This is a genomic window from Pseudomonas sp. LBUM1658 (assembly GCF_059716055.1).
Genome location: NZ_CP166798.1, coordinates 5,217,723 through 5,237,514 on the forward strand (window position 1 = coordinate 5,217,723; position 19,792 = coordinate 5,237,514).

General features: G+C 58.0%; 13 protein-coding genes, 2 tRNA genes, 2 rRNA genes and 3 pseudogenes. 7 read left to right on the forward strand and 13 right to left on the reverse strand.

What is annotated here, in order from left to right; genetic code table 11:
- Positions 1–162 precede the first annotated feature (162 nt).
- Positions 163–948 carry a class II aldolase/adducin family protein gene (locus tag ACA064_RS23975; RefSeq protein WP_497674317.1) on the reverse strand — a complete coding sequence of 262 codons (786 nt, stop codon included), beginning with the start codon at positions 946–948 and terminating at the stop codon, positions 163–165.
- Positions 949–1,236: 288 nt separating this feature from the next.
- Here ACA064_RS23975 and ACA064_RS23980 point away from each other — a divergent pair, with 288 nt between their 5' ends.
- A complete protein-coding gene (locus ACA064_RS23980) occupies positions 1,237–3,198 on the forward strand; it encodes an oxidoreductase (RefSeq protein WP_497670346.1) in 1,962 nt (653 codons plus the stop codon).
- A gap of 103 nt (positions 3,199–3,301) precedes the next feature.
- Positions 3,302–3,919: a helix-turn-helix domain-containing protein gene (locus tag ACA064_RS23985; RefSeq protein ID WP_497670347.1), complete on the forward strand. Its 618-nt coding sequence runs from the start codon at positions 3,302–3,304 to the stop codon at positions 3,917–3,919.
- A gap of 36 nt (positions 3,920–3,955) precedes the next feature.
- On the opposite strand, the gene ACA064_RS23990 is transcribed toward ACA064_RS23985, so the two are convergent.
- Positions 3,956–4,264: a class I SAM-dependent methyltransferase gene (locus ACA064_RS23990; protein ID WP_497670348.1), complete on the reverse strand. Its 309-nt coding sequence runs from the start codon at positions 4,262–4,264 to the stop codon at positions 3,956–3,958.
- A gap of 308 nt (positions 4,265–4,572) precedes the next feature.
- On the opposite strand from ACA064_RS23990, the pseudogene ACA064_RS23995 reads away from it, so the two are divergent.
- Positions 4,573–4,944, forward strand: a pseudogene (locus tag ACA064_RS23995) (alpha/beta fold hydrolase); the annotation flags it as partial.
- Positions 4,945–5,069: 125 nt separating this feature from the next.
- Here the strand turns inward: ACA064_RS23995 and ACA064_RS24000 are convergent.
- A complete protein-coding gene (locus tag ACA064_RS24000; RefSeq protein ID WP_497670349.1) occupies positions 5,070–6,065 on the reverse strand; it encodes a GlxA family transcriptional regulator in 996 nt (331 codons plus the stop codon).
- Between the two features lie 112 nt (positions 6,066–6,177).
- Here ACA064_RS24000 and inhA point away from each other — a divergent pair, with 112 nt between their 5' ends.
- A complete protein-coding gene (inhA, locus tag ACA064_RS24005) occupies positions 6,178–6,867 on the forward strand; it encodes an isonitrile hydratase (RefSeq protein ID WP_497670350.1) in 690 nt (229 codons plus the stop codon).
- 339 nt (positions 6,868–7,206) lie between these two features.
- The gene (locus tag ACA064_RS24010; RefSeq protein ID WP_497670351.1) at positions 7,207–7,611 is read left to right on the forward strand and encodes a GFA family protein; all 405 of its coding nucleotides are present in this window, start codon (positions 7,207–7,209) and stop codon (positions 7,609–7,611) included.
- A 325-nt stretch (positions 7,612–7,936) separates the two neighbouring features.
- Here ACA064_RS24010 and ACA064_RS24015 read toward each other — a convergent pair whose 3' ends face one another.
- The 5 genes and pseudogenes from ACA064_RS24015 to ACA064_RS24035 form a co-directional block, all read right to left on the reverse strand.
- Positions 7,937–8,395: an SRPBCC family protein gene (locus tag ACA064_RS24015; RefSeq protein WP_497670352.1), complete on the reverse strand. Its 459-nt coding sequence runs from the start codon at positions 8,393–8,395 to the stop codon at positions 7,937–7,939.
- A 359-nt stretch (positions 8,396–8,754) separates the two neighbouring features.
- Positions 8,755–9,873 carry a quinohemoprotein amine dehydrogenase subunit beta gene (gene peaD, locus ACA064_RS24020; protein ID WP_497670353.1) on the reverse strand — a complete coding sequence of 373 codons (1,119 nt, stop codon included), beginning with the start codon at positions 9,871–9,873 and terminating at the stop codon, positions 8,755–8,757.
- A 20-nt stretch (positions 9,874–9,893) separates the two neighbouring features.
- Positions 9,894–10,217 carry a quinohemoprotein amine dehydrogenase subunit gamma gene (qhpC, locus tag ACA064_RS24025; protein ID WP_497670354.1) on the reverse strand — a complete coding sequence of 108 codons (324 nt, stop codon included), beginning with the start codon at positions 10,215–10,217 and terminating at the stop codon, positions 9,894–9,896.
- Between the two features lies 1 nt (position 10,218).
- The gene (peaB, locus tag ACA064_RS24030) at positions 10,219–11,649 is read right to left on the reverse strand and encodes a quinohemoprotein amine dehydrogenase maturation protein (RefSeq protein ID WP_497670355.1); all 1,431 of its coding nucleotides are present in this window, start codon (positions 11,647–11,649) and stop codon (positions 10,219–10,221) included.
- An 82-nt stretch (positions 11,650–11,731) separates the two neighbouring features.
- Positions 11,732–12,049: pseudogene (locus ACA064_RS24035) on the reverse strand (quinohemoprotein amine dehydrogenase subunit alpha); the annotation flags it as partial.
- Here ACA064_RS24035 and ACA064_RS24040 point away from each other — a divergent pair.
- Positions 12,047–12,832: pseudogene (locus ACA064_RS24040) on the forward strand (LysR family transcriptional regulator); the annotation flags it as partial. The pseudogenes ACA064_RS24035 and ACA064_RS24040 sit on opposite strands and share 3 nt — an antisense overlap.
- Before the next feature lie 26 nt (positions 12,833–12,858).
- Here ACA064_RS24040 and mrdA read toward each other — a convergent pair.
- Positions 12,859–14,751, reverse strand: coding sequence for a penicillin-binding protein 2 (mrdA, locus tag ACA064_RS24045; protein ID WP_497670356.1), 1,893 nt, complete (start codon positions 14,749–14,751; stop codon positions 12,859–12,861).
- A gap of 286 nt (positions 14,752–15,037) precedes the next feature.
- Here mrdA and ACA064_RS24050 point away from each other — a divergent pair, with 286 nt between their 5' ends.
- Positions 15,038–15,967, forward strand: a complete 930-nt coding sequence (locus ACA064_RS24050; protein WP_497670357.1) for an LLM class oxidoreductase — start codon at positions 15,038–15,040, stop codon at positions 15,965–15,967.
- 173 nt (positions 15,968–16,140) lie between these two features.
- Here ACA064_RS24050 and rrf read toward each other — a convergent pair.
- The 4 genes from rrf to ACA064_RS24070 all read right to left on the reverse strand — a co-directional run bounded on the left by rrf (position 16,141) and on the right by ACA064_RS24070 (position 19,719).
- Positions 16,141–16,256: ribosomal RNA gene (gene rrf, locus ACA064_RS24055) — 5S ribosomal RNA — on the reverse strand.
- Positions 16,257–16,416: 160 nt separating this feature from the next.
- Positions 16,417–19,309 (reverse strand): 23S ribosomal RNA (locus ACA064_RS24060).
- A gap of 227 nt (positions 19,310–19,536) precedes the next feature.
- Positions 19,537–19,612 (reverse strand) — tRNA-Ala (locus ACA064_RS24065).
- A 30-nt stretch (positions 19,613–19,642) separates the two neighbouring features.
- A tRNA-Ile gene (locus ACA064_RS24070) sits at positions 19,643–19,719 on the reverse strand.
- Positions 19,720–19,792: the final 73 nt, after the last annotated feature.

Below are 19,792 nucleotides of genomic sequence, written 5' to 3' on the forward strand. Positions count from 1 at the left end.
CAGCCACTGAGCTGAACGACTGTACAACAAGAGCGCTGATTGTGGCGAGGGAGCTTGCTCCAATGCCAGTCAGTTAAGAAAATGAGGTCTCTATTGTAGGGGCGCACCTTTCACTTAACTGACTGGCATTGGAGTAAGCCCCCTCGCCACAGGGCATTGCGCTCAATCCCGATAACCTGGCGCCACTCGATCCGCCAACCGCAACAACGCCGCCCATGCCAACTGCATGGCATCCGGATCATTCAACTCGCCCTCCGCCAATGGCCGCCCCGGCTCATTGAACTGGCGCTCGGTGTGTTCGCATACGGCCGCCGGCGGCAGCACCAGTTCGCCACAGGCCTGGGCCGCCAATTGGATCTCGCAGGCTTTTTCCAGGTAGTACATGCGCAGAAAGGCCTGGCCGACGCTTTCACCGACGGTCAACAAACCATGGTTGCGCAGCATCAACACCGTCTTGTCACCCAGGTCGTGGACCAGTCGCTGCTGCTCGCCGAGATCCAGCGCCACGCCCTCATAGTCGTGGTAAGCGACCCGTTCGTAGAACTCCATGGAAATCTGATTCACCGGCAATAGCCCGCACTTCAATGCCGCCACCGCGCAACCGGCCTTGGTGTGGGTGTGCAGCACGCACTGCGCATCTTCGCGGGCACCGTGGATGGCGCTGTGAATCACGAAGCCTGCCGGGTTGACCGGATACGGCGACGCCTCCACCGCGCGTCCATCAAGGTCGATCTTGACCAGGCTGGACGCGGTGATTTCGTCGAACATCAGCCCGTAGGGATTGATCAGGAAATGATGCTCAGGCCCCGGCAGACGCACCGAGATGTGGGTGAAAATCAGGTCACTCATGCGAAAGTGCGCGATCAGTCGATAGCAGGCGGCCAGCTCCTGACGCAGGCGTTGTTCGGTCAGCGTTTGTTCGGTGGCGGAAAAGGCGGCGTGGGCGATCTGGTTCACTGTTTTGGCTCCTCTGGCTGATCGATTGCGCGAACAATAGGGCTGGACGCTCCAGGCGTCCAGCCACTGGTGGCTACTTGCTCGCCCAGGCGATGAAGTGTTCTTCGCCGTGATCGACCCAGAACGACATTCATCGTCAGCGCCGGGTACCGCTCGAAGCTACTCAACCGATATTAAAAAAACAAGTTGATTTTTTACTTAGGGTAAATTTCTATAGGGCAATAATAACAACGCCGAAAACCCAGTTTTCCGGCTTCAGCTAGCCTGGAGTACCGCACCATGCCAACTTCAAACCCAGCGTTTGCGCACCTCTTCGAACCGTTGGAGATCCGTGGCAAGCGCCTCAAGAACCGCATCATGTCCAGCGGTCACGACACTTCGATGCCGACCGACAACCTGGTCAACGAGCAATTGATCGCCTATCACCGGGCGCGTGCCGAAGGCGGCGTCGGGCTGATCGTGCTGCAAGTGGCCGGGGTGCATGACAGTGCGCGCTACACCTCCCATGTGCTGATGGCCACCGACGACGCCTGCATCGACGGTTATCGAAAGCTGGCCGAAACCTGCCATGCCCATGGCACCGTGGTGCTTTCGCAAATTTTCCATCCGGGGCGGGAAATCATGGAGTCCAGCGATGGTCTGCTGGCTGTCGCCTACTCGCCTTCGGCGGTGCCCAACGAACGTTTCCGGGTCATGCCGCGTGCGCTGGATCAAGCCATGATCGACGACATCGTCGCCGGTTATGGCGCGGCGGCCCGGCGTTTGTACCAGGCCGGGCTGGATGGTGTGGAAGTGGTCGCCAGCCATGGTTACCTGCCCGCGCAATTCATCAACCCGCGGGTCAACCAGCGTACCGACGGCTACAACGGCGACCTGCAACAGCGCCTGCGGTTTCTGCGCGAAGTCATTGCGATGGTGCGCGCAAACACTGATGAGCAGTTCATCATCGGTTTGCGCATCAGCGCCGACGAGCGCGACCCCGAAGGCCTGACCGAAGACGAGTCGCTGGCAGCGGTCCAGTCATTGCAGCAGCATCTGGACTACGTGCACATCGTCGCCGGCACTTCGGCATCGTTAGGCGGTGCGGTGCATATCGTGCCGCCGATGGCCATCGAAGCGGCCTATCTGGCCAAGGAGGCCGGGACGTTCAAGGCCAGTCTGTCGATTCCGCTGTTCGTCACCGGTCGCATCAACCAGCCCCAGGAAGCCGAACTGATCATTGCCCGCGGTCAGGCCGATGTCTGCGGCATGACCCGCGCATTGATCTGCGACCCACAGATGCCGAACAAGACGGATACCGGGCGCAGCGAGGATGTACGAGCCTGCATCGCCTGCAATCAGGCGTGCATCGGGCACTTCCACAAAGGCTTGCCGATTTCCTGCATCCAGCATCCGGAAACCGGTCGTGAGCTGATTTTCGGCAGGCTGCAAGTGACGGCCAAACGCAAGCGCATCATGATCGCCGGCGGCGGCCCGGCAGGGATGAAAGCCGCAGCCGTGGCCGCCGAACGTGGCCATGAGGTCACGCTCTACGAAGCCGGTTCGCAGCTCGGCGGCCAGGTCCTGCTCGCGCAGCTACTGCCTCGGCGCAGCGAATTCGGTGGCGCCAGCACCAACCTGCAGCGGGAAATGGAGCTGGCTGGCGTGCGCGTGGTGCGCAACACCCGCGTCGACCGGGCGTTGGTCGAGCGCGAACGGCCAGATATGGTGATTGTTGCAACCGGTGCCGAACCCTACTGGCCGACCTTCGAACGTGGCGGCGAACTGCAAGTGGTGGATGCCTGGCAAGTGCTGCGCGACGAGGTCAAGCTCGGGCGCTCGGTACTGGTTGTCGACTGGCGTTGCGACTGGATCGGCCCCGGCATCGCCGAACGCCTGGTGCGCGCCGGCCATCAAGTGCAGCTGGCGGTCAATGGCACCCATTGCGGGGAAAATCTGCCGCTGTACGTGCGCGATCATCTGGCCGGCGAGCTGCATCGGCTGGGTATTCCGATCACCCCCTATGCCCGTCTTTACGGCTGCGATGACAGTACCGTCTACATGCAGCACACCGCCAGCGGTGAACCGATCATGTTCGAGGACATCGACACACTGGTGCTGTGCCAGGGCCATCAGCCGGTGGATACCCTCGGCGCGGAACTGCAAGGTCTGGTGGAGTTCCGGCGGATTGGCGATTGCCTGGCGCCGCGCACTGCCGAAGAAGCGATTTATGAAGGGCTGAAGGTTGCCTGGGAGCTTTGAGGCTGCTTTATACTCCGGGCCTTTGTCAGCACCCTTGCTGACTTGCCATCGACAGGCTCGAGCGTTTCAATGCGCTCGGCCAACACCCGGTTCGGAGCACGCAATGAGCAACAGCAGCAACCTGCCGCCTGCCAGCGCCGCGCCCGCCAAACAGGGCGGCGCAACAGAGCCGCACTTCCTCGGCACGCGAATTCGCGGTCTGCGCAAACGCCGGGGCATGACCCTGGCCGCCCTGGCCGAGATGAGCGAGCTGACGGCGGGCTATATCAGTCAGCTCGAACGCAACCTGGCCTACCCGTCGATTCCGGCGTTGTTCAACATCGCCCGCAGCCTGGGCGTGACCATCCAGTGGTTCTTCGCCAGCGAAGCCAGCACCGCGCCTGAAGACAACGGCTATGTGGTGCGCAAAAACAGCCGAATGAGCGTGCATTACGAAGACGGCATCGTTGACCAGTTGCTGACTCCGCAGCCCAATCGTCAACTGGAGATCCTGCATTCGCGCTTTCCGCCAGGCACCTACAGCCAGCAAAGCTATAGCCATGAAGGCGAGGAAGCCGGCTACCTGCTCAGCGGCAGTTTCGAACTCTGGGTTGGCGAGCGCCATTTCCAGCTCGATGAAGGCGACAGTTTCAGTTTTTCCAGCCAGGAACCTCACAGATACGGCAACCCCGGCGAGGTTGATGCGGTGGTGATCTGGGTGATCACTCCGCCATCCTTTTGAACCGGCAAAACCCTGAACGCCCTGGCGCGAAGGGCCTCAGCGACGGGTAATCAGCCCTTGACGGGAGATCCGCGTCAGCTGCCGGATGACTTCTGCCGCCTGCTCGGCGCTGGGCGCCTGGATCACTGCCAGATCGAAACTGTCGCTGGGAAAACGCGCCAGCGACTCGCCGTCTTCGACAAACTGAATCAGAAAGGCCGAAGGACGACCGGTGCGACGCGGCCAGCCATCGAGATAACGCAGCAAGGTGGGCTGGTGGTTACCGCCGAGAAGGATTTTCGGATTGCGCTGGACGAGGTCCGCCGTGATCGGCGCCAGTCGGATAAGGGGGCGTAGTGCAGTCATCGTGTCGTGTCTCTGCCTCAAAAGTCTGCATGGCAGGTGAGAGGCAACACCGAACCAGCGCTTTAGCGGTATTTCGAAGCCTGCTTCAGGCTTCTATCGGTGACCCTTCGAGTCACCTGGCGCCCCGCAAGTAGCTGTTTAAATCGGCGCATGAGCAGCATCCTAGAGAAGCCGATGGGGCGGTGTCAAGAATCTCGACAAGCGGCATTCCAGACATTCCTGCTCATCATCGGCGGCGAGGTCTTTCCAGCGCTTGATCGGAGATAGGCTAAGGTTTCGGCAGCCCTCCCTTCGACACCGGTGCCCGGATGACTCAAAACCCGCCGATCAAACATGTCCGTACCTCCATGCTCGACATTGCCTACGAAGAGCACGGCCCGTCAAACACTGAGGTGGTGATTCTGCTGCACGGCTTCCCGTACGATCCGCGTGGCTACGATGAAGTCGCCCCAGCTCTGTGTGCCCACGGTTATCGAGTCATTGTTCCGTACTTGCGCGGCTACGGTCCGACCCGTTTCGTCAGCCCGCAGGTGATGCGTTCGGGTCAGCAAGCGGCACTGGCGCAAGATCTGCTGGAGTTGATGGATGGCTTGTCGATCCAGCACGCGGCCCTCGCCGGTTACGACTGGGGCGGACGCGCCGCGTGTATCGTCGCGGCGCTCTGGCCGCAGCGGGCCCAGCATCGGAGATTGATCAAGATAGCGGATTTTTTTCCGAGCACTACGAGCGTCGGGTGTTGCCTGGGGTCGGACACAACATCCCCCAGGAAGCGCCCGATGCAACGGTGAAAGCGCTGTTGGACTTGCTAGTACACAGCTGAATCGGCCTCTTCGCGGGAAAACCGCTCCCGATAAGCCTGCGGCGTCACCCCCATGGCCCGCAGGAAGCTGCGCCGCAGGGTTTCTTCACTGCCAAACCCGCACTGCAGCGCCAGCCGTTTGATCGGCACGCCGGTTTCACTCAACAAGCGCCGCGCGGTCTCCACCCGGATCAGCTCAATCGCGCGAGCCGGGGTCTGGCCGGTCTCGACCCGGTAATGCCGGATAAAGCTGCGCTCACTCATTCCGGCTTGTAGCGCCAGGGTTGGAATGCTGAGATCCATGCTCAGGTGTTCGGCAATCCAGGCGTGGAGCTCGTCGAAGCGGCCGCCGTGTTTTTGCAGGGCCAGGGTCACGCTGAATTGCGATTGCCCGCCAGGGCGCTTGAGGAACACCACCAGTTGCCGGGCGACTTCCAGGGCCATGGCGCGGCCAAGGTCGGCCTCGACCATCGCCAGCGCCAGGTCGATGCCGGCCGTCACACCGGCCGAGGTCCAGACCGGGCCGTCATTGATGAAGATCGGATTGGGCTCGACCCGCAGCAGCGGATGTTGCTGCGCCAGCTGTTCGCAACGAGTCCAGTGAGTGACCACCCGCCTGCCGTCGAGCCAGCCGCTGGCGGCCAATAGAAAAGCCCCGGTGCAGACCGAAGCCACGCGTCGCGATAGCGAGGCCTGTTGGCGAACCCAGTCCACCAGACCGGGGTCTTCGGCCGCTGCGTAGACGCCCCAGCCTCCGGCGATGATCAGCGTGTCGCAGGCTGCGCCCTTCGCCGGCAGCGGATCGGCCACTAGCGCCAGCCCGGCCGAAGACATTACCGGCCCGCTCTGCGCGGCAATCACCCTCGGCGTATAGGGCTGCGGTAAGCCTTGCTGGCGCGCCAGGTCATTGGCCGAAGCGAAGACCTGCAACGGTCCGGTCACATCGAGCAGTTGCACCTTGGCAAAGGCCAGCACATAAATGGTTTTCGGTTGGCTCGGCATTATTGGCGTAAATCGTGGGCTTATTGGCGTATGCGCCAAATCCTACGTGGATAAAGTGAAGTCGTCCACCCGTGCCGGGTGAGTGCATTTGATCGACCAAGGGGATAACGCAATGACGCTGCAGATCGGTTTTCTGTTGTTTCCACAGGTTCAGCAACTGGATCTGACCGGGCCCTATGACGTGCTGGCCTCGCTGCCGGACGTCAACGTGCATTTGCTCTGGAAGGACCTCGAACCCGTGAAGTCGAGCACTGGTCTGGTGTTGCTCCCGACCACCCGCTTCGACGATTGCCCGCCACTGGACGTGATTTGCATTCCCGGCGGCAGTGGCGTCGGGCCCTTGATGGAGGACAGCGAGACCCTCGACTTCATCAAGCGCCAGGCCGCCAGCGCGCGCTATGTCACTTCGGTGTGCACCGGCGCCCTGGTGCTGGGCGCCGCCGGCCTGTTACGCGGCAAACGCGCCACCACCCATTGGGCTTATCACGAACTGCTGGGCCCGTTGGGCGCCATTCCAGTTCGCGAACGCGTGGTGCGCGACGGCAACCTGCTGACCGGTGGCGGCATTACCGCTGGGATCGATTTCGCCCTGACCCTGGCCAGCGAATTGTTCGGCGAAGACGCCGCGCAACTGGTGCAACTGCAACTCGAGTACGCCCCTGCCCCACCATTCGAATCAGGCAGCCCGCAGACCGCACCACGCGGGGTAGTGGAGGAAGCCAATCGGCGGGCGGCGGGGTCGCTGAAGCTGCGGGGAGAGATCGTCGACCGGGTCGCGGCCGGGTTGAGTCAAAACTGGTAACGCGGATTACTGTGGCAAACACAAACCCTGTGGCGAGGGAGCTTGCTCCCTCGCCACAATTGCACTTGCCGGCAGACCTTTCAGCAGCCATAAAAAAACCCGCCGAAGCGGGTTTCTCAAGACCATCACGACTCCCTGTCGGCTGCATTCCATGCAAATGGTCGATCATCCATGATCCTGAGCGCATCCTGCACTTCAGTTGATGGGGCTAGATTAAGCGCAATGCGCAAGCGGCAACAGACGACATAGCACCCACCACCTGTAAGCCATTGGCCATTATGCAAGCCGTCCAAGTTACTTCTACACTGAATGGCTCTCTAACCAACAGGATTAAGCGTGATGCTCAAGACCTATGGTGGAAGCTGCCATTGCGGCAGGGTTCGATTTGAAGCCGATATCGACCTGAGCCGTGGCACCGAAAAATGCAACTGCTCGATCTGCACCAAAACCCGCAACTGGGGCGTCATCATCAAACCCGGTGCGTTCCGCTTGCTGTCCGGCGAGGATGAATTGAGCGACTACCAATTCAATACCAGAAGCAGCCATCACCTATTCTGCAGGCACTGCGGCGTGCGCTCGTTCGGCCGCGGCCATGTTAAGGAAATAGGTGGTGATTATGTGTCGGTACAGGTCGCCGCGCTGGATAATCCTGACTTGGCGGAACTGCTCGCTGCGCCTGTTCGATATGCCGATGGCCGGCATGACAACTGGGGAGAAGTACCTGCCGAGACTCGCCATCTGTAACCGGCTCGAGACGCAGTATTGCGCAGATGAAAAAAAACCCGCCGAGGCGGGTTTCTCAAGACCATTACGACTCCCTGTCGGCTGCATTCCATGCAAATGGTCGATCATCCTTGATCCTGAGCGCATCCTGCACTTCAGTTGATGGGGTTAGATTAAGCGCAATGCGCAAGCGACAATAGACGACATAACATCGACCGCGTGTAAGCCATTGGCCATAGTTGTGTCGCCGTAAGCCCTCTGCGTCCTCAAGCATCAATGTCTGAGCGGTAATGATCGGCTCGCCGTCGGCCCAATAAACGTCATAGTTTCAGGCAAGATCCTGAACTCAGGGTGCGGCAAGATACGTCTCGATGTTGTTCATCTGCTCATCCCAGCCCCTGCTGTTCATGCGGAAGGCTTTCAGACGACGTTCCGCGGGGATGCCATCGAAACCGGACTCCACGACCCGCAGCAAGGTACCGCCATCCATGTCCTCGAGCTCAAACTTCACCAGCGTGGTGGGTTCCCCGGAATAGTCGACACCTGGCTCCACGGGATAGGGATGCCAGCTGAAGGAAAATACCCGTTCGGGTTCGACTTGTTCGACCAGTGCATTCCAGAGCAGATGTTCGTAGCCGGGATAGGTAATTTGCCCTTGAGTACGCTGACCTGCAACGAAACGCTGCCCTTTGAGCGCCACGCCGAACCACTCACCAAAGGCGTCGGCATCCGATAGCGCCGCCCAGACTCGCGAGCGTGGCGCCTTGAGCAGGACCTTTCTTTCAATGCGATCTGATGGGTTCATTGGCCACCTCCTGGATTCACAGTAGGCCTGCTCGCCCGGAGGATCAACCTTCACGTTGTGAAAGACTGGTTCGGATCAACTGCTACAGGGAAAATGCCTGGTTCGTCAGAACACGACCTGTACCCACACCATATCCCTATGTAGTCGCTGCCGCAGGCTGCGATCTTTTGATCTTCGCCACACTTCGGAATCTATGCTGCCTGCAGAAAAGATCGCAGCCTATCGGCAGCTCCTACACCGACCGTGTACACCTGGGAAGTCCGGGATATGCACTTCCCTACGCCAATCGTGTACACCCGTGGAATCGCGGATGTACACCTCACCGCGTAGGAGCTGCCGCAGGCTGCGATCTTTTGATTTCAGCGAATAAAAATCTGCGCCGTAGTAATCGCCATATCACCACCCGGCAGTTTGATGCTGCCTATCTGCTTCAGACTGTCGGCATCAAAAATCGCCACATCGTTGAAGGTCCCCGCCAGGTAGATTTTGCTGCCGGCCTTGTTGAAGGAAATGCAGTAGTAGGAGTGATCCAGGGTCGCCGCCTGGAGCAGTTTTTTCTGTTTGATGTCGTACTTGGCCAGGCGGTTGAGGACACCGAACATCAGGTTCGGATCTTTCGGCGAGCGCATGCCGCTGAAGTAGATTTCGGTCAACGGACCGAAGTCGGTGGTTTCGGTTTTGCCGGTTTTCAGGTCGATACTGAACAGCCCGTAAAGGTATTCGGCGGTCGCCGGATCTTGCTTTTTGTCCTTGAATTTCGCCGCGGTGTAGAGCAGCGAGAAGTCATGCCGATAAGTCTGCTGGTTCCACACGTAGAGCACGTCCGGCGCACTGTACAACGGGCGTTTCCAGTGGCGGCTGGCGATCAGCACGTCGAACTTGCCGGTTTTCACATCGACCTTGTAGACGTCCGCGCCCGCCACATACAGCGTGCCGTCATCGCCGCTTTGCATGATGGTCAGCTGGCGTGGTGCCGGGAAGCTGCGCACAGGTTTGGCGCTCAGGCCGGCGTCAGTGGCGTAGACGTCCAGTCGCGGAGGCTGCACTTCGTAGCGGTCATTGAGCATCCGCGTCGGGTTGGCGACAGTGTAAAGCTCCTTGCCGTCGTGGCTGACGGTGAAGGCGAACATCGAGCGGGCTTTCTCCCCAGGCTGCTGGGTGATGCTGGCGTGGAACACCTGCTTGCAACTGTCCAGTTCGACACCATAGACATCCGCGTAGTGGTTATTCAGCACGTAGGCGATCTTGCGGTCCGGCGACAACTGGATGCTGCCCGGGCCGAAGGCGTCCGGCAGTTTGCAGGTCTTGTACAGGCTGTCGCTCGCCAGGTCGATGACGTGCAGGTTGTTCGGGTAATTGGTGGTCACCATGTACTCGTGACCGGTTTCAAGTGTCGGGTTTTCATCGGCCAGGGCTGTGAATGAACACACAGACAGGATGGCGAAAGCGGCCAGGCCGCAGGCATTGGTGCGAAGCATGCTGGAATCCTTCTGTCCGATTATTTGTCTTTCGGGAACACGGTGCCGAGATTGCGCCAGCTGTCGTTGGAGGCCTGCGCATCTTTGTTCCAGTCCGGATAGGTGCTCATCATGTCCGGCACCTGGGCCGGCCACCAGCAAGGGTCGGAGCAACCATAGAGGTCGGCTTCCATCGGCTGGCACAGCGACGAAACACCACCGAAGGCATCGATCTCCCAACCCGGGTCGGTGGTCGAAGCGCAGCCGGCGACGGAGGTCATCGCCACCACTTCTTCGATACGATTTTCGGCGGCGGCCTGCTCAAGTTTTTGGGCTTTGTTGTTGATTGCCTTGAGATGTTTCATATCAGTGAGCCTTGCGCGGAGTGAGGTAGCTGCTGATGAACGCAGGGTTGTGGGCCATGATCCGGGTGTAGACCTCGATGCCGAAGTCGACCCAGTCACGCATCAACTCGCAGTAGTGATAGGTCGGGTGGGTCGGGTCGCCATAGCGGGCGTAGCTCTCGTGGTAGCAGCCGCCGGAGCACAGATTACGGATATGGCAGTCTTCACAGCCGGTGTTGCTGCGGTCCAGACGTTGGGACAGGAAGTCATTCAACTCGACCTGCTTCACGCCGCTGTGGACGTTGCCGAAAGTCGGCAGACTTGAACCGGTAAAGCGATGGCACAGGTTCAGTTCGCCCTTGTGATCCACCGCCAGCATCTTCAGACCGGCGCCGCACGGCAGGGCTTTTTTGTGGCCTTCGTGGATGTCGGTAATCAACTGATGCAGATTGGAAAACCCGATATTGCGGTGCTCCAGCGCCGCCTCCAGATAGCGCCGGCCGAGGGCCTTCATGTTGGCGAAGACTTCGATCAGTTCCTCACTGGAGAGGTTGAAGGTACTGATGTCGCCGGAGGTCACCGGAGCGAAGCCGACTTCGGCAAAACCCAACTCATTGAACAGGTGATCCCAGATGGTTTCGACGTCGGTGATACCTTTGGTCAAGGTCACCCGCGCGCCCACCGGACGGCTGTTGTAGCGTGACAGCAGCATTTCGGCCTTGCGCCGGACCACGTCATAAGTGCCCTGCCCGCCCACGGTGATGCGGTTGCGGTCGTGCACGGTTTTCGGGCCGTCGATGCTCACCGACAGACCGAAGCGGTGGGCATTCAGGTAATCGACGGTCTCTTCGGTGAGCAACGTGGCGTTGGTGGTCATCACGAACTCGACGAACTTCCCGGCCTCGGAAAAACGTTTCTCGCAGTAGTCGACCATGTGCTCGATCAGCTTGCGGTTACTCAGCGGTTCGCCACCGAAGAACACCACGGTGAAGCGCTCTTCGTCAGGGGATTCCCTGAGCAGCATTTCCACTGAGGCGATCGCCGTGTCGACGTCCATTTTCTTGCCGGCCGACGGCTTGTCGAGGTCTTCCTTGTAGCAGTAGGTGCAACTCAGGTTGCAGCCGGTGTTGACGTTCAACACCACGGTATTGATTGCCGTGCGCTCGACCCTTTTGACACCGATGTCCGGAGTCAGTGGCGAGCCGTCGCTGACCAATTCCAGGGCGATCAACTCGCGCAGGGTCTCGGTGATTTCCTCACCACCATAACGCGCGGCCAGGCGGTCGATCAGATCATCCGAAGTGCAACCGGGACCGCGCAGGGTGTCGATAATAGTGCCCGTCAGTTCATCGCTGGCAAACAGCGAGCTGCTCGGTATGTGGAACAACATGCGGTCGGCATCGACGTGCACTTCGTGCAGATTCCGCTCGACCAGATTCAAAATAGCGCCCATCGCAACCTCCTGTGCAAACCTCGCTTGGCGGGGCCTGCGGTCATTCCAAAAAAAGTGTCTGAAACCTTTGAGATCAGCCAACTCATGGAATGGATGGATTGTTCCAGCGTTGCACGGTGACGATCATGTGGCCTTCGCCGGTCAGGGATTTCCCTGCGTCGTCGATGGCGGCGATCACCTTCAGGTTGCCGGCATTGTTGGTGGACATTTTGCGTTGCGGGTTCGGTCCGGCATCGCCCGGGGTGAACACGCCACTGTCAGCCTGCATGGTGCCGGCGAACTGGACGTCTTCGTCTTCCTTGGCGCGATCGTCGAAAGCTTCGACTGTCCACTGCGCCGGGAACACACCGATCCGATACGGCTTGCCGTCGGCGCCCTTGCCCCAGGCTTCGGCATCAAACTCGATTGTGTGCTGATTGCCCGTAGCGGACGGCGCTTTGACCTGACCGAAACCGGGGAAGAAGTGCTGCGCATTGCTGCGGATATTTACGGAGATATTTCGCGATTGGGGACGGTGGTCGAGAGTCGGCATGACGATCTGGTGGGCAAAATTCGCCTGCTTACCGTCAGCGGTGTGCAGTCGTCGCACTACGATGAGTTTCTGGCGGACTTCCACGTCACCCACCCAAACGTCGAGCTGGAAGTCGAAGTGATGGGCAGCTCGAACATCATCAGTTCGCTGCTGCAAAAAACCGCCACGGTGGGGGTAGGCTTGTGCCGGTTGGCACATCCACGACTGGAGCAACGGGTGCTGTTTCGCGAGCGTTACGCGTACTTTTGCGGACAACGCCATCGGCTGTTCGGACAGGAGAATCTGACTCTGGAACAGATTGCCGCGGAGAACTTCGTCAGCTTCACCAGCGATCAACTAGGCGGCAATCTTTCACCCCTGACGCTGTTTCGCGACCAGCAAGGGTTTACCGGCAAGATTGTCGCATCTTCCACTAGTTTCGAGGAAATTCACCGCTTGATTTGCGCAGGATATGGCATGGGGTGTTTGCCCATTCATCTGGTGCGACGGGATGTCGAGCAGGGTCTGCTCTGGCGTCTACCACCTGAAGAGGGGGTAGTGGATTTCGATATCCAGTTGCTGTGGAATCGCGAGCAGCGAATGAGCCAGGCCGAGAGTGTGTTTCTGGAGAGCTTCCAGCACATGCTCAGTATTCGTGAGCAGGTGCTGTGACGGCCTAGTGGCCTGTGTGGCGGGCCTCAAACGTGGGGAGCGCCCGGCGCTTTGCCCGGAGCGGCATATTGCGGCTTCAGGTGGCCGTCCTGATCCAGTAACCAGGCGTCCATGATCTCCCGCACCACGGGACCGGCGACGCGACCGCCCGCCTCGCCGTTTTCAATCATGACCGAGATGACAATCCTTGGATGTTCCGCCGGGGCGAAGCCGACGAACAAGGCGTTGTCCCGATTGCGCTCAAGGGTTTTCAGTCGGTTGTAGCGCTCGCCCTGTTTGATCGCGACCACTTGCGCGGTACCGCTCTTGCCGGCAATTCGGTACTGCGCGCCGGCTGCCGCCGCTCGGGCAATGCCGCGCGGATCGTGCATGACCATCTGCATGCCATGATTGACCTGCTCCCAATCCCGCGGGTCCTTAAGCAGTATGTTGGGCATCGGGTGCTCGTCTACTGGGGTCATACCGTCCACGGTCTTGGCCAGGTGCGGACGATTCCACACACCTTTGTTGGCGATCAACGCAGTCGCTTGCGCCAGCTGCAGTGGCGTCACCTGCATATAGCCCTGGCCGATGCCGAGGATTACCGTTTCCCCGGGGAACCACGGCTGGCGTCGCGTGGCGCGTTTCCAAGCCTGGGACGGCAACAGCCCGGCCGACTCTTCGAACATGTCCAGCGAGACCTTCTCACCGAGACCGAACATGGCCATGTAGTCGTGTAACCGATCGATGCCAAGCTTGTGCGCCAAGTCGTAGAAGTAGGTGTCGTTGGAGCGCATGATCGCCGCGTCCATGTCGACCCAACCGTCGCCGCTGTGATTCCAGTTACGGTACTTGTGATCGAAGTCCGGCAGCTGGTAATAGCCTGGGTCAAAGACCCGGGTCTGGGGCGTGACCACGCCGGCATCGAGCCCGGCAATCGCCATTTCCGGCTTGATGGTCGAACCCGGTGCATAGAGGCCGCGCAGGACCCGGTTGAACAGGGGCCGGTCGATGGAGTCGTGGAGTGCCGCGTATTCCTTGAAGCTGATACCGGTAACGAACAGGTTCGGATCGAAGCTCGGCTTGCTGACCATCGCCAGTACTTCACCGGTGGCCGGATCGAGTGCGACGACCGATCCGCGCCGATCACCCAGGGCTTCCTCGGCCGCTACCTGGAGTTTGCTGTCGAGGCTCAGCACGATGCTTTTGCCCGGAGTCGGGTCGGTGTGCTTTAGCACCCGCAGCACGCGCCCCTGGGCATTGGTTTCGACTTCTTCGTAGCCGACATGACCGTGCAACTCGGATTCGTAGAAACGCTCAATGCCAGTCTTGCCGATCGACTGCGTGCCGCGGTACTCCACCGAGTCCAGGACCTTGGATTCTTTCTCGTTGATTCGCCCGACATAGCCGATGGAATGGGCAAAGTGTGCACCCATCGGATAGTGACGAATGAACTGCGGCTCGACCTCGACCCCCGGCAAGCGGAACTCGTTGACCGCCAATACAGCGATCTGCTCTTCGCTCAGTTCATAAAACAGGGTGACGGGAACAAAGGGATGGTGCGATTGCTTGAGTTCCTTGTCGAACAGCGTCCGCTCTTCAGCCGGCAGGTGCAGCAGACTGACAATCGAGTCCAGCTCGCCTTTCAAGTCGTCGGTACGCTCGCGGGTGATGGTCAGATTGAAGCTCGGCCGGTTATCCGCCAACAACACGCCATTGCGGTCGTAGATCAGGCCTCTGCTGGGGGTGATCGGCAGCACATGCACCCGGTTGTTTTCAGAGATGGTCGAGTGATAATCGAATTCGACCACCTGCAGGAAATACATGCGGGCGACCAATGTGCAGGAGATGGCGGCGACAAACAGTGCGCAGGCCAGCAGCCTTTTATTGACCAGGCGCGATTCTTTCTGGTGATCCTTGAGCGGTATCGGTGCAGGCATTTCTACGGCAGCTCTTTAAATGAGGTGGGCGCCGTTCCCTGGGCATTGAATCAATCCTTTCGAAAAAAGAGCTGCACCATACCAAAAAGTCCTCGGGCATTTTCGGGCGATTTCCCCGAATGGTAATCACCGATTACCAAGAGATGAATTAGCTGAAGAGCAATTCATGCGTTTCATTCAATATTATTGTTCCGATTCATGCATTTTTCTTCAAGTTGGTCCAATGGATACTTTGCGCTGTCATCCATAGAACCGTCTTGCCTTGAGCGAGATGCTGGAGCCATTAATGCATTCCCGTTTTGAAAGATTACTCGGCAAGAACAACTTCTCCATTGGCCTGGAATTGCCCCTGGACAACGACTGGTCCAGCGCCGGACAGCGTTTGCGCGCGGAACAGGACCGGCCTTTCGGCGTTCCTGACCTGAAACAGCATGCCGAGCTGGCCCGACTGGCCGATAGCAGCGGTTTTCGCGCACTGTGGGTACGTGACGTACCCGTTTACGATCCCGATTTCGGCGATGCCGCACAGGTCTTCGAAACCTTTTCCTATCTTGGTTACCTGGCCGGCATTACCCACAACATCATGCTGGGTACCGCTGCAGTGGTGCTGCCCCTGCGCCAGCCATGGCTGACGCTCAAGGCGGCCAACAGCGTCGATGAACTGAGTGACGGCCGCTTGCTGCTGGGCGTGGCCAGTGGCGATCGGCCGATGGAATATCCGTTGTTTGGGGTGGATTACGCTCAACGTGGGGAGATTTTCCGCGATACCGTGGAGTTACTGCGCAGCCAGGGCCAGGGTCGCCTGCCCCAAGGCGCTCGCCTGTTACCGGAGCGCGAAGAACCGGTGCCATTGCTGGTAGCGGGATTGGGACAACAATCGCCTGCCTGGATTGGTGAACATATGGATGGCTGGCTCGCCTACCCGGGCACCCCGGACGAACATCGTCGGCGTGTCGGGCTGTGGCGAGAGGTGGGTGGCGATAAAGCCTACATCAGCTTCGTGCATCTGGACCTTGCAGCCAATCCTCATGCACCGATGCAACGCGTGCGCTTCGGCGGACGTTGCGGGCGCCTGGCGTTGATTGATGAGCTTCAGGCCCTGCGTGAAGCCGGGGTGCAGCACGTGGGCCTGCATCTGCGACGCAGCGAGCGTCCGGTGGCCGAAGTGATAGAAGAGATTGCTGAACACGTTCTGCCGAAGTTTCACGAAGCATAAATGGGTTTGCTGCTTGGGGCTGGACACAAGGCGGGGGGCAGCGAACTGTGGGAGCCGAGCTTGCTCGCGATGGCGATTTCGACGACGCCATCGCCGGCAAGCCGTTCTCCTGTAAATCGCCCACAAAAACAAAACCCCTACCTGCATACGCAGATAGGGGTTTTGGAATTTAATCTTGACGATGACCTACTCTCACATGGGGAAACCCCACACTACCATCGGCGATGCATCGTTTCACTGCTGAGTTCGGGATGGGATCAGGTGGTTCCAATGCTCTATGGTCGTCAAGAAATTCGGTAGCCGGGTCGTGGGCCTTTTCAGGTTCACGCTCCAGCGAATGGGTATGCGATAGCTTGGTGTTTTGTGAGTATCTCGAACTTTCGGTTCGTTTCGTCTTCACACACCGCAATCTGGTGCTCTTTCGAGTCAGCAAATTGCTTGGGTGTTATATGGTCAAGCCTCACGGGCAATTAGTATTGGTTAGCTCAACGCCTCACAGCGCTTACACACCCAACCTATCAACGTCGTAGTCTTCGACGGCCCTTCAGGGGACTCAAGGTCCCAGTGAGATCTCATCTTGAGGCTAGTTTCCCGCTTAGATGCTTTCAGCGGTTATCTATTCCGAACATAGCTACCCGGCAATGCCACTGGCGTGACAACCGGAACACCAGAGGTTCGTCCACTCCGGTCCTCTCGTACTAGGAGCAGCCCCTCTCAAATCTCAAACGTCCACGGCAGATAGGGACCGAACTGTCTCACGACGTTCTAAACCCAGCTCGCGTACCACTTTAAATGGCGAACAGCCATACCCTTGGGACCGGCTTCAGCCCCAGGATGTGATGAGCCGACATCGAGGTGCCAAACACCGCCGTCGATATGAACTCTTGGGCGGTATCAGCCTGTTATCCCCGGAGTACCTTTTATCCGTTGAGCGATGGCCCTTCCATACAGAACCACCGGATCACTAAGACCTACTTTCGTACCTGCTCGACGTGTCTGTCTCGCAGTCAAGCGCGCTTTTGCCTTTATACTCTACGACCGATTTCCGACCGGTCTGAGCGCACCTTCGTACTCCTCCGTTACTCTTTAGGAGGAGACCGCCCCAGTCAAACTACCCACCATACACTGTCCTCGATCCGGATAACGGACCTGAGTTAGAACCTCAAAGTTGCCAGGGTGGTATTTCAAGGTTGGCTCCACGCGAACTGGCGTCCACGCTTCAAAGCCTCCCACCTATCCTACACAAGCAAATTCAAAGTCCAGTGCAAAGCTATAGTAAAGGTTCACGGGGTCTTTCCGTCTAGCCGCGGATACACTGCATCTTCACAGCGATTTCAATTTCACTGAGTCTCGGGTGGAGACAGCGCCGCCATCGTTACGCCATTCGTGCAGGTCGGAACTTACCCGACAAGGAATTTCGCTACCTTAGGACCGTTATAGTTACGGCCGCCGTTTACCGGGGCTTCGATCAAGAGCTTCGCGTTAGCTAACCCCATCAATTAACCTTCCGGCACCGGGCAGGCGTCACACCCTATACGTCCACTTTCGTGTTTGCAGAGTGCTGTGTTTTTAATAAACAGTCGCAGCGGCCTGGTATCTTCGACCGGCATGGGCTTACGCAGTAAATGCTTCACCCTCACCGGCGCACCTTCTCCCGAAGTTACGGTGCCATTTTGCCTAGTTCCTTCACCCGAGTTCTCTCAAGCGCCTTGGTATTCTCTACCCAACCACCTGTGTCGGTTTGGGGTACGGTTCCTGGTTACCTGAAGCTTAGAAGCTTTTCTTGGAAGCATGGCATCAACCACTTCGTGTTCCAAAAGGAACACTCGTCATCAGCTCTCGGCCTTAAGATCCCGGATTTACCTAAGATCTCAGCCTACCACCTTAAACTTGGACAACCAACGCCAAGCTGGCCTAGCCTTCTCCGTCCCTCCATCGCAATAACCAGAAGTACAGGAATATTAACCTGTTTTCCATCGACTACGCTTTTCAGCCTCGCCTTAGGGACCGACTAACCCTGCGTCGATTAACGTTGCGCAGGAAACCTTGGTCTTTCGGCGTGGGTGTTTTTCACACCCATTATCGTTACTCATGTCAGCATTCGCACTTCTGATACCTCCAGCAAGCTTCTCAACTCACCTTCACAGGCTTACAGAACGCTCCTCTACCGCATCACCTAAGTGATACCCGTAGCTTCGGTGTATGGTTTGAGCCCCGTTAAATCTTCCGCGCAGGCCGACTCGACTAGTGAGCTATTACGCTTTCTTTAAAGGGTGGCTGCTTCTAAGCCAACCTCCTAGCTGTCTAAGCCTTCCCACATCGTTTCCCACTTAACCATAACTTTGGGACCTTAGCTGACGGTCTGGGTTGTTTCCCTTTTCACGACGGACGTTAGCACCCGCCGTGTGTCTCCCATGCTCGGCACTTGTAGGTATTCGGAGTTTGCATCGGTTTGGTAAGTCGGGATGACCCCCTAGCCGAAACAGTGCTCTACCCCCTACAGTGATACATGAGGCGCTACCTAAATAGCTTTCGAGGAGAACCAGCTATCTCCGAGCTTGATTAGCCTTTCACTCCGATCCACAGGTCATCCGCTAACTTTTCAACGGTAGTCGGTTCGGTCCTCCAGTTAGTGTTACCCAACCTTCAACCTGCCCATGGATAGATCGCCCGGTTTCGGGTCTATTCCCAGCGACTAGACGCCCTATTAAGACTCGCTTTCGCTACGCCTCCCCTATTCGGTTAAGCTCGCCACTGAAAATAAGTCGCTGACCCATTATACAAAAGGTACGCAGTCACCCAACAAAGTGGGCTCCCACTGCTTGTACGCATACGGTTTCAGGATCTATTTCACTCCCCTCTCCGGGGTTCTTTTCGCCTTTCCCTCACGGTACTAGTTCACTATCGGTCAGTCAGTAGTATTTAGCCTTGGAGGATGGTCCCCCCATATTCAGACAAGGTTTCTCGTGCCCCGTCCTACTCGATTTCATGACCAAGAGATTTTCGCGTACAGGGCTATCACCCACTATGGCCGCACTTTCCAGAGCGTTCCGCTAATCTCAAAGCCACTTAAGGGCTAGTCCCCGTTCGCTCGCCACTACTAAGGGAATCTCGGTTGATTTCTTTTCCTCAGGGTACTTAGATGTTTCAGTTCCCCTGGTTCGCTTCTTACGCCTATGTATTCAGCGTAAGATACCTAACTTATGTTAGGTGGGTTCCCCCATTCAGACATCTCCGGATCAAAGTCTGTTTGCCGACTCCCCGAAGCTTTTCGCAGGCTACCACGTCTTTCATCGCCTCTGACTGCCAAGGCATCCACCGTATGCGCTTCTTCACTTGACCATATAACCCCAAGCAATCTGGTTATACTGTGAAGACGACATTCGCCGAAAATTCGCAATTTAACTCGCAAATTTTACCTTAGCCTGTAACAACACCAGTGAAAGTGTTGTCCAGTCTATCTTTCTATCACATACCCAAATTTTTAAAGAACGATCTAATCAAAGACTAGAAATCAATATTCACATTGGAATATTCATTTCTAAACTCTAACGGTACGAAGCAGTAAGTGGTGGAGCCAAACGGGATCGAACCGTTGACCTCCTGCGTGCAAGGCAGGCGCTCTCCCAGCTGAGCTATGGCCCCGTATTTCTACAGGCGTGTCCCACACAAAATTGGTGGGTCTGGGCAGATTCGAACTGCCGACCTCACCCTTATCAGGGGTGCGCTCTAACCAACTGAGCTACAGACCCAATTTCGAGCTTGTAACTGTTAGCGTGAGCTATCAGCGTGGAGCTTAAAGCTGCTTCTATCGTCTTCTTCAAT

What these genes read in the sequence shown, in the direction of transcription:
- ACA064_RS24015 (WP_497670352.1), bottom strand. Translation starts at nt 8,395, where the DNA reads ATGAACCCATCAGATCGCATTGAAAGAAAGGTCCTGCTCAAGGCGCCA.
- inhA (WP_497670350.1), top strand. Translation starts at nt 6,178, where the DNA reads ATGACGCTGCAGATCGGTTTTCTGTTGTTTCCACAGGTTCAGCAACTG.
- mrdA (WP_497670356.1), bottom strand. Translation starts at nt 14,751, where the DNA reads ATGCCTGCACCGATACCGCTCAAGGATCACCAGAAAGAATCGCGCCTG.
- ACA064_RS23985 (WP_497670347.1), top strand. Translation starts at nt 3,302, where the DNA reads ATGAGCAACAGCAGCAACCTGCCGCCTGCCAGCGCCGCGCCCGCCAAA.
- peaD (WP_497670353.1), bottom strand. Translation starts at nt 9,873, where the DNA reads ATGCTTCGCACCAATGCCTGCGGCCTGGCCGCTTTCGCCATCCTGTCT.
- ACA064_RS24050 (WP_497670357.1), top strand. Translation starts at nt 15,038, where the DNA reads ATGCATTCCCGTTTTGAAAGATTACTCGGCAAGAACAACTTCTCCATT.
- ACA064_RS24010 (WP_497670351.1), top strand. Translation starts at nt 7,207, where the DNA reads ATGCTCAAGACCTATGGTGGAAGCTGCCATTGCGGCAGGGTTCGATTT.
- ACA064_RS23990 (WP_497670348.1), bottom strand. Translation starts at nt 4,264, where the DNA reads ATGACTGCACTACGCCCCCTTATCCGACTGGCGCCGATCACGGCGGAC.
- ACA064_RS24000 (WP_497670349.1), bottom strand. Translation starts at nt 6,065, where the DNA reads ATGCCGAGCCAACCGAAAACCATTTATGTGCTGGCCTTTGCCAAGGTG.
- ACA064_RS23980 (WP_497670346.1), top strand. Translation starts at nt 1,237, where the DNA reads ATGCCAACTTCAAACCCAGCGTTTGCGCACCTCTTCGAACCGTTGGAG.
- qhpC (WP_497670354.1), bottom strand. Translation starts at nt 10,217, where the DNA reads ATGAAACATCTCAAGGCAATCAACAACAAAGCCCAAAAACTTGAGCAG.
- peaB (WP_497670355.1), bottom strand. Translation starts at nt 11,649, where the DNA reads ATGGGCGCTATTTTGAATCTGGTCGAGCGGAATCTGCACGAAGTGCAC.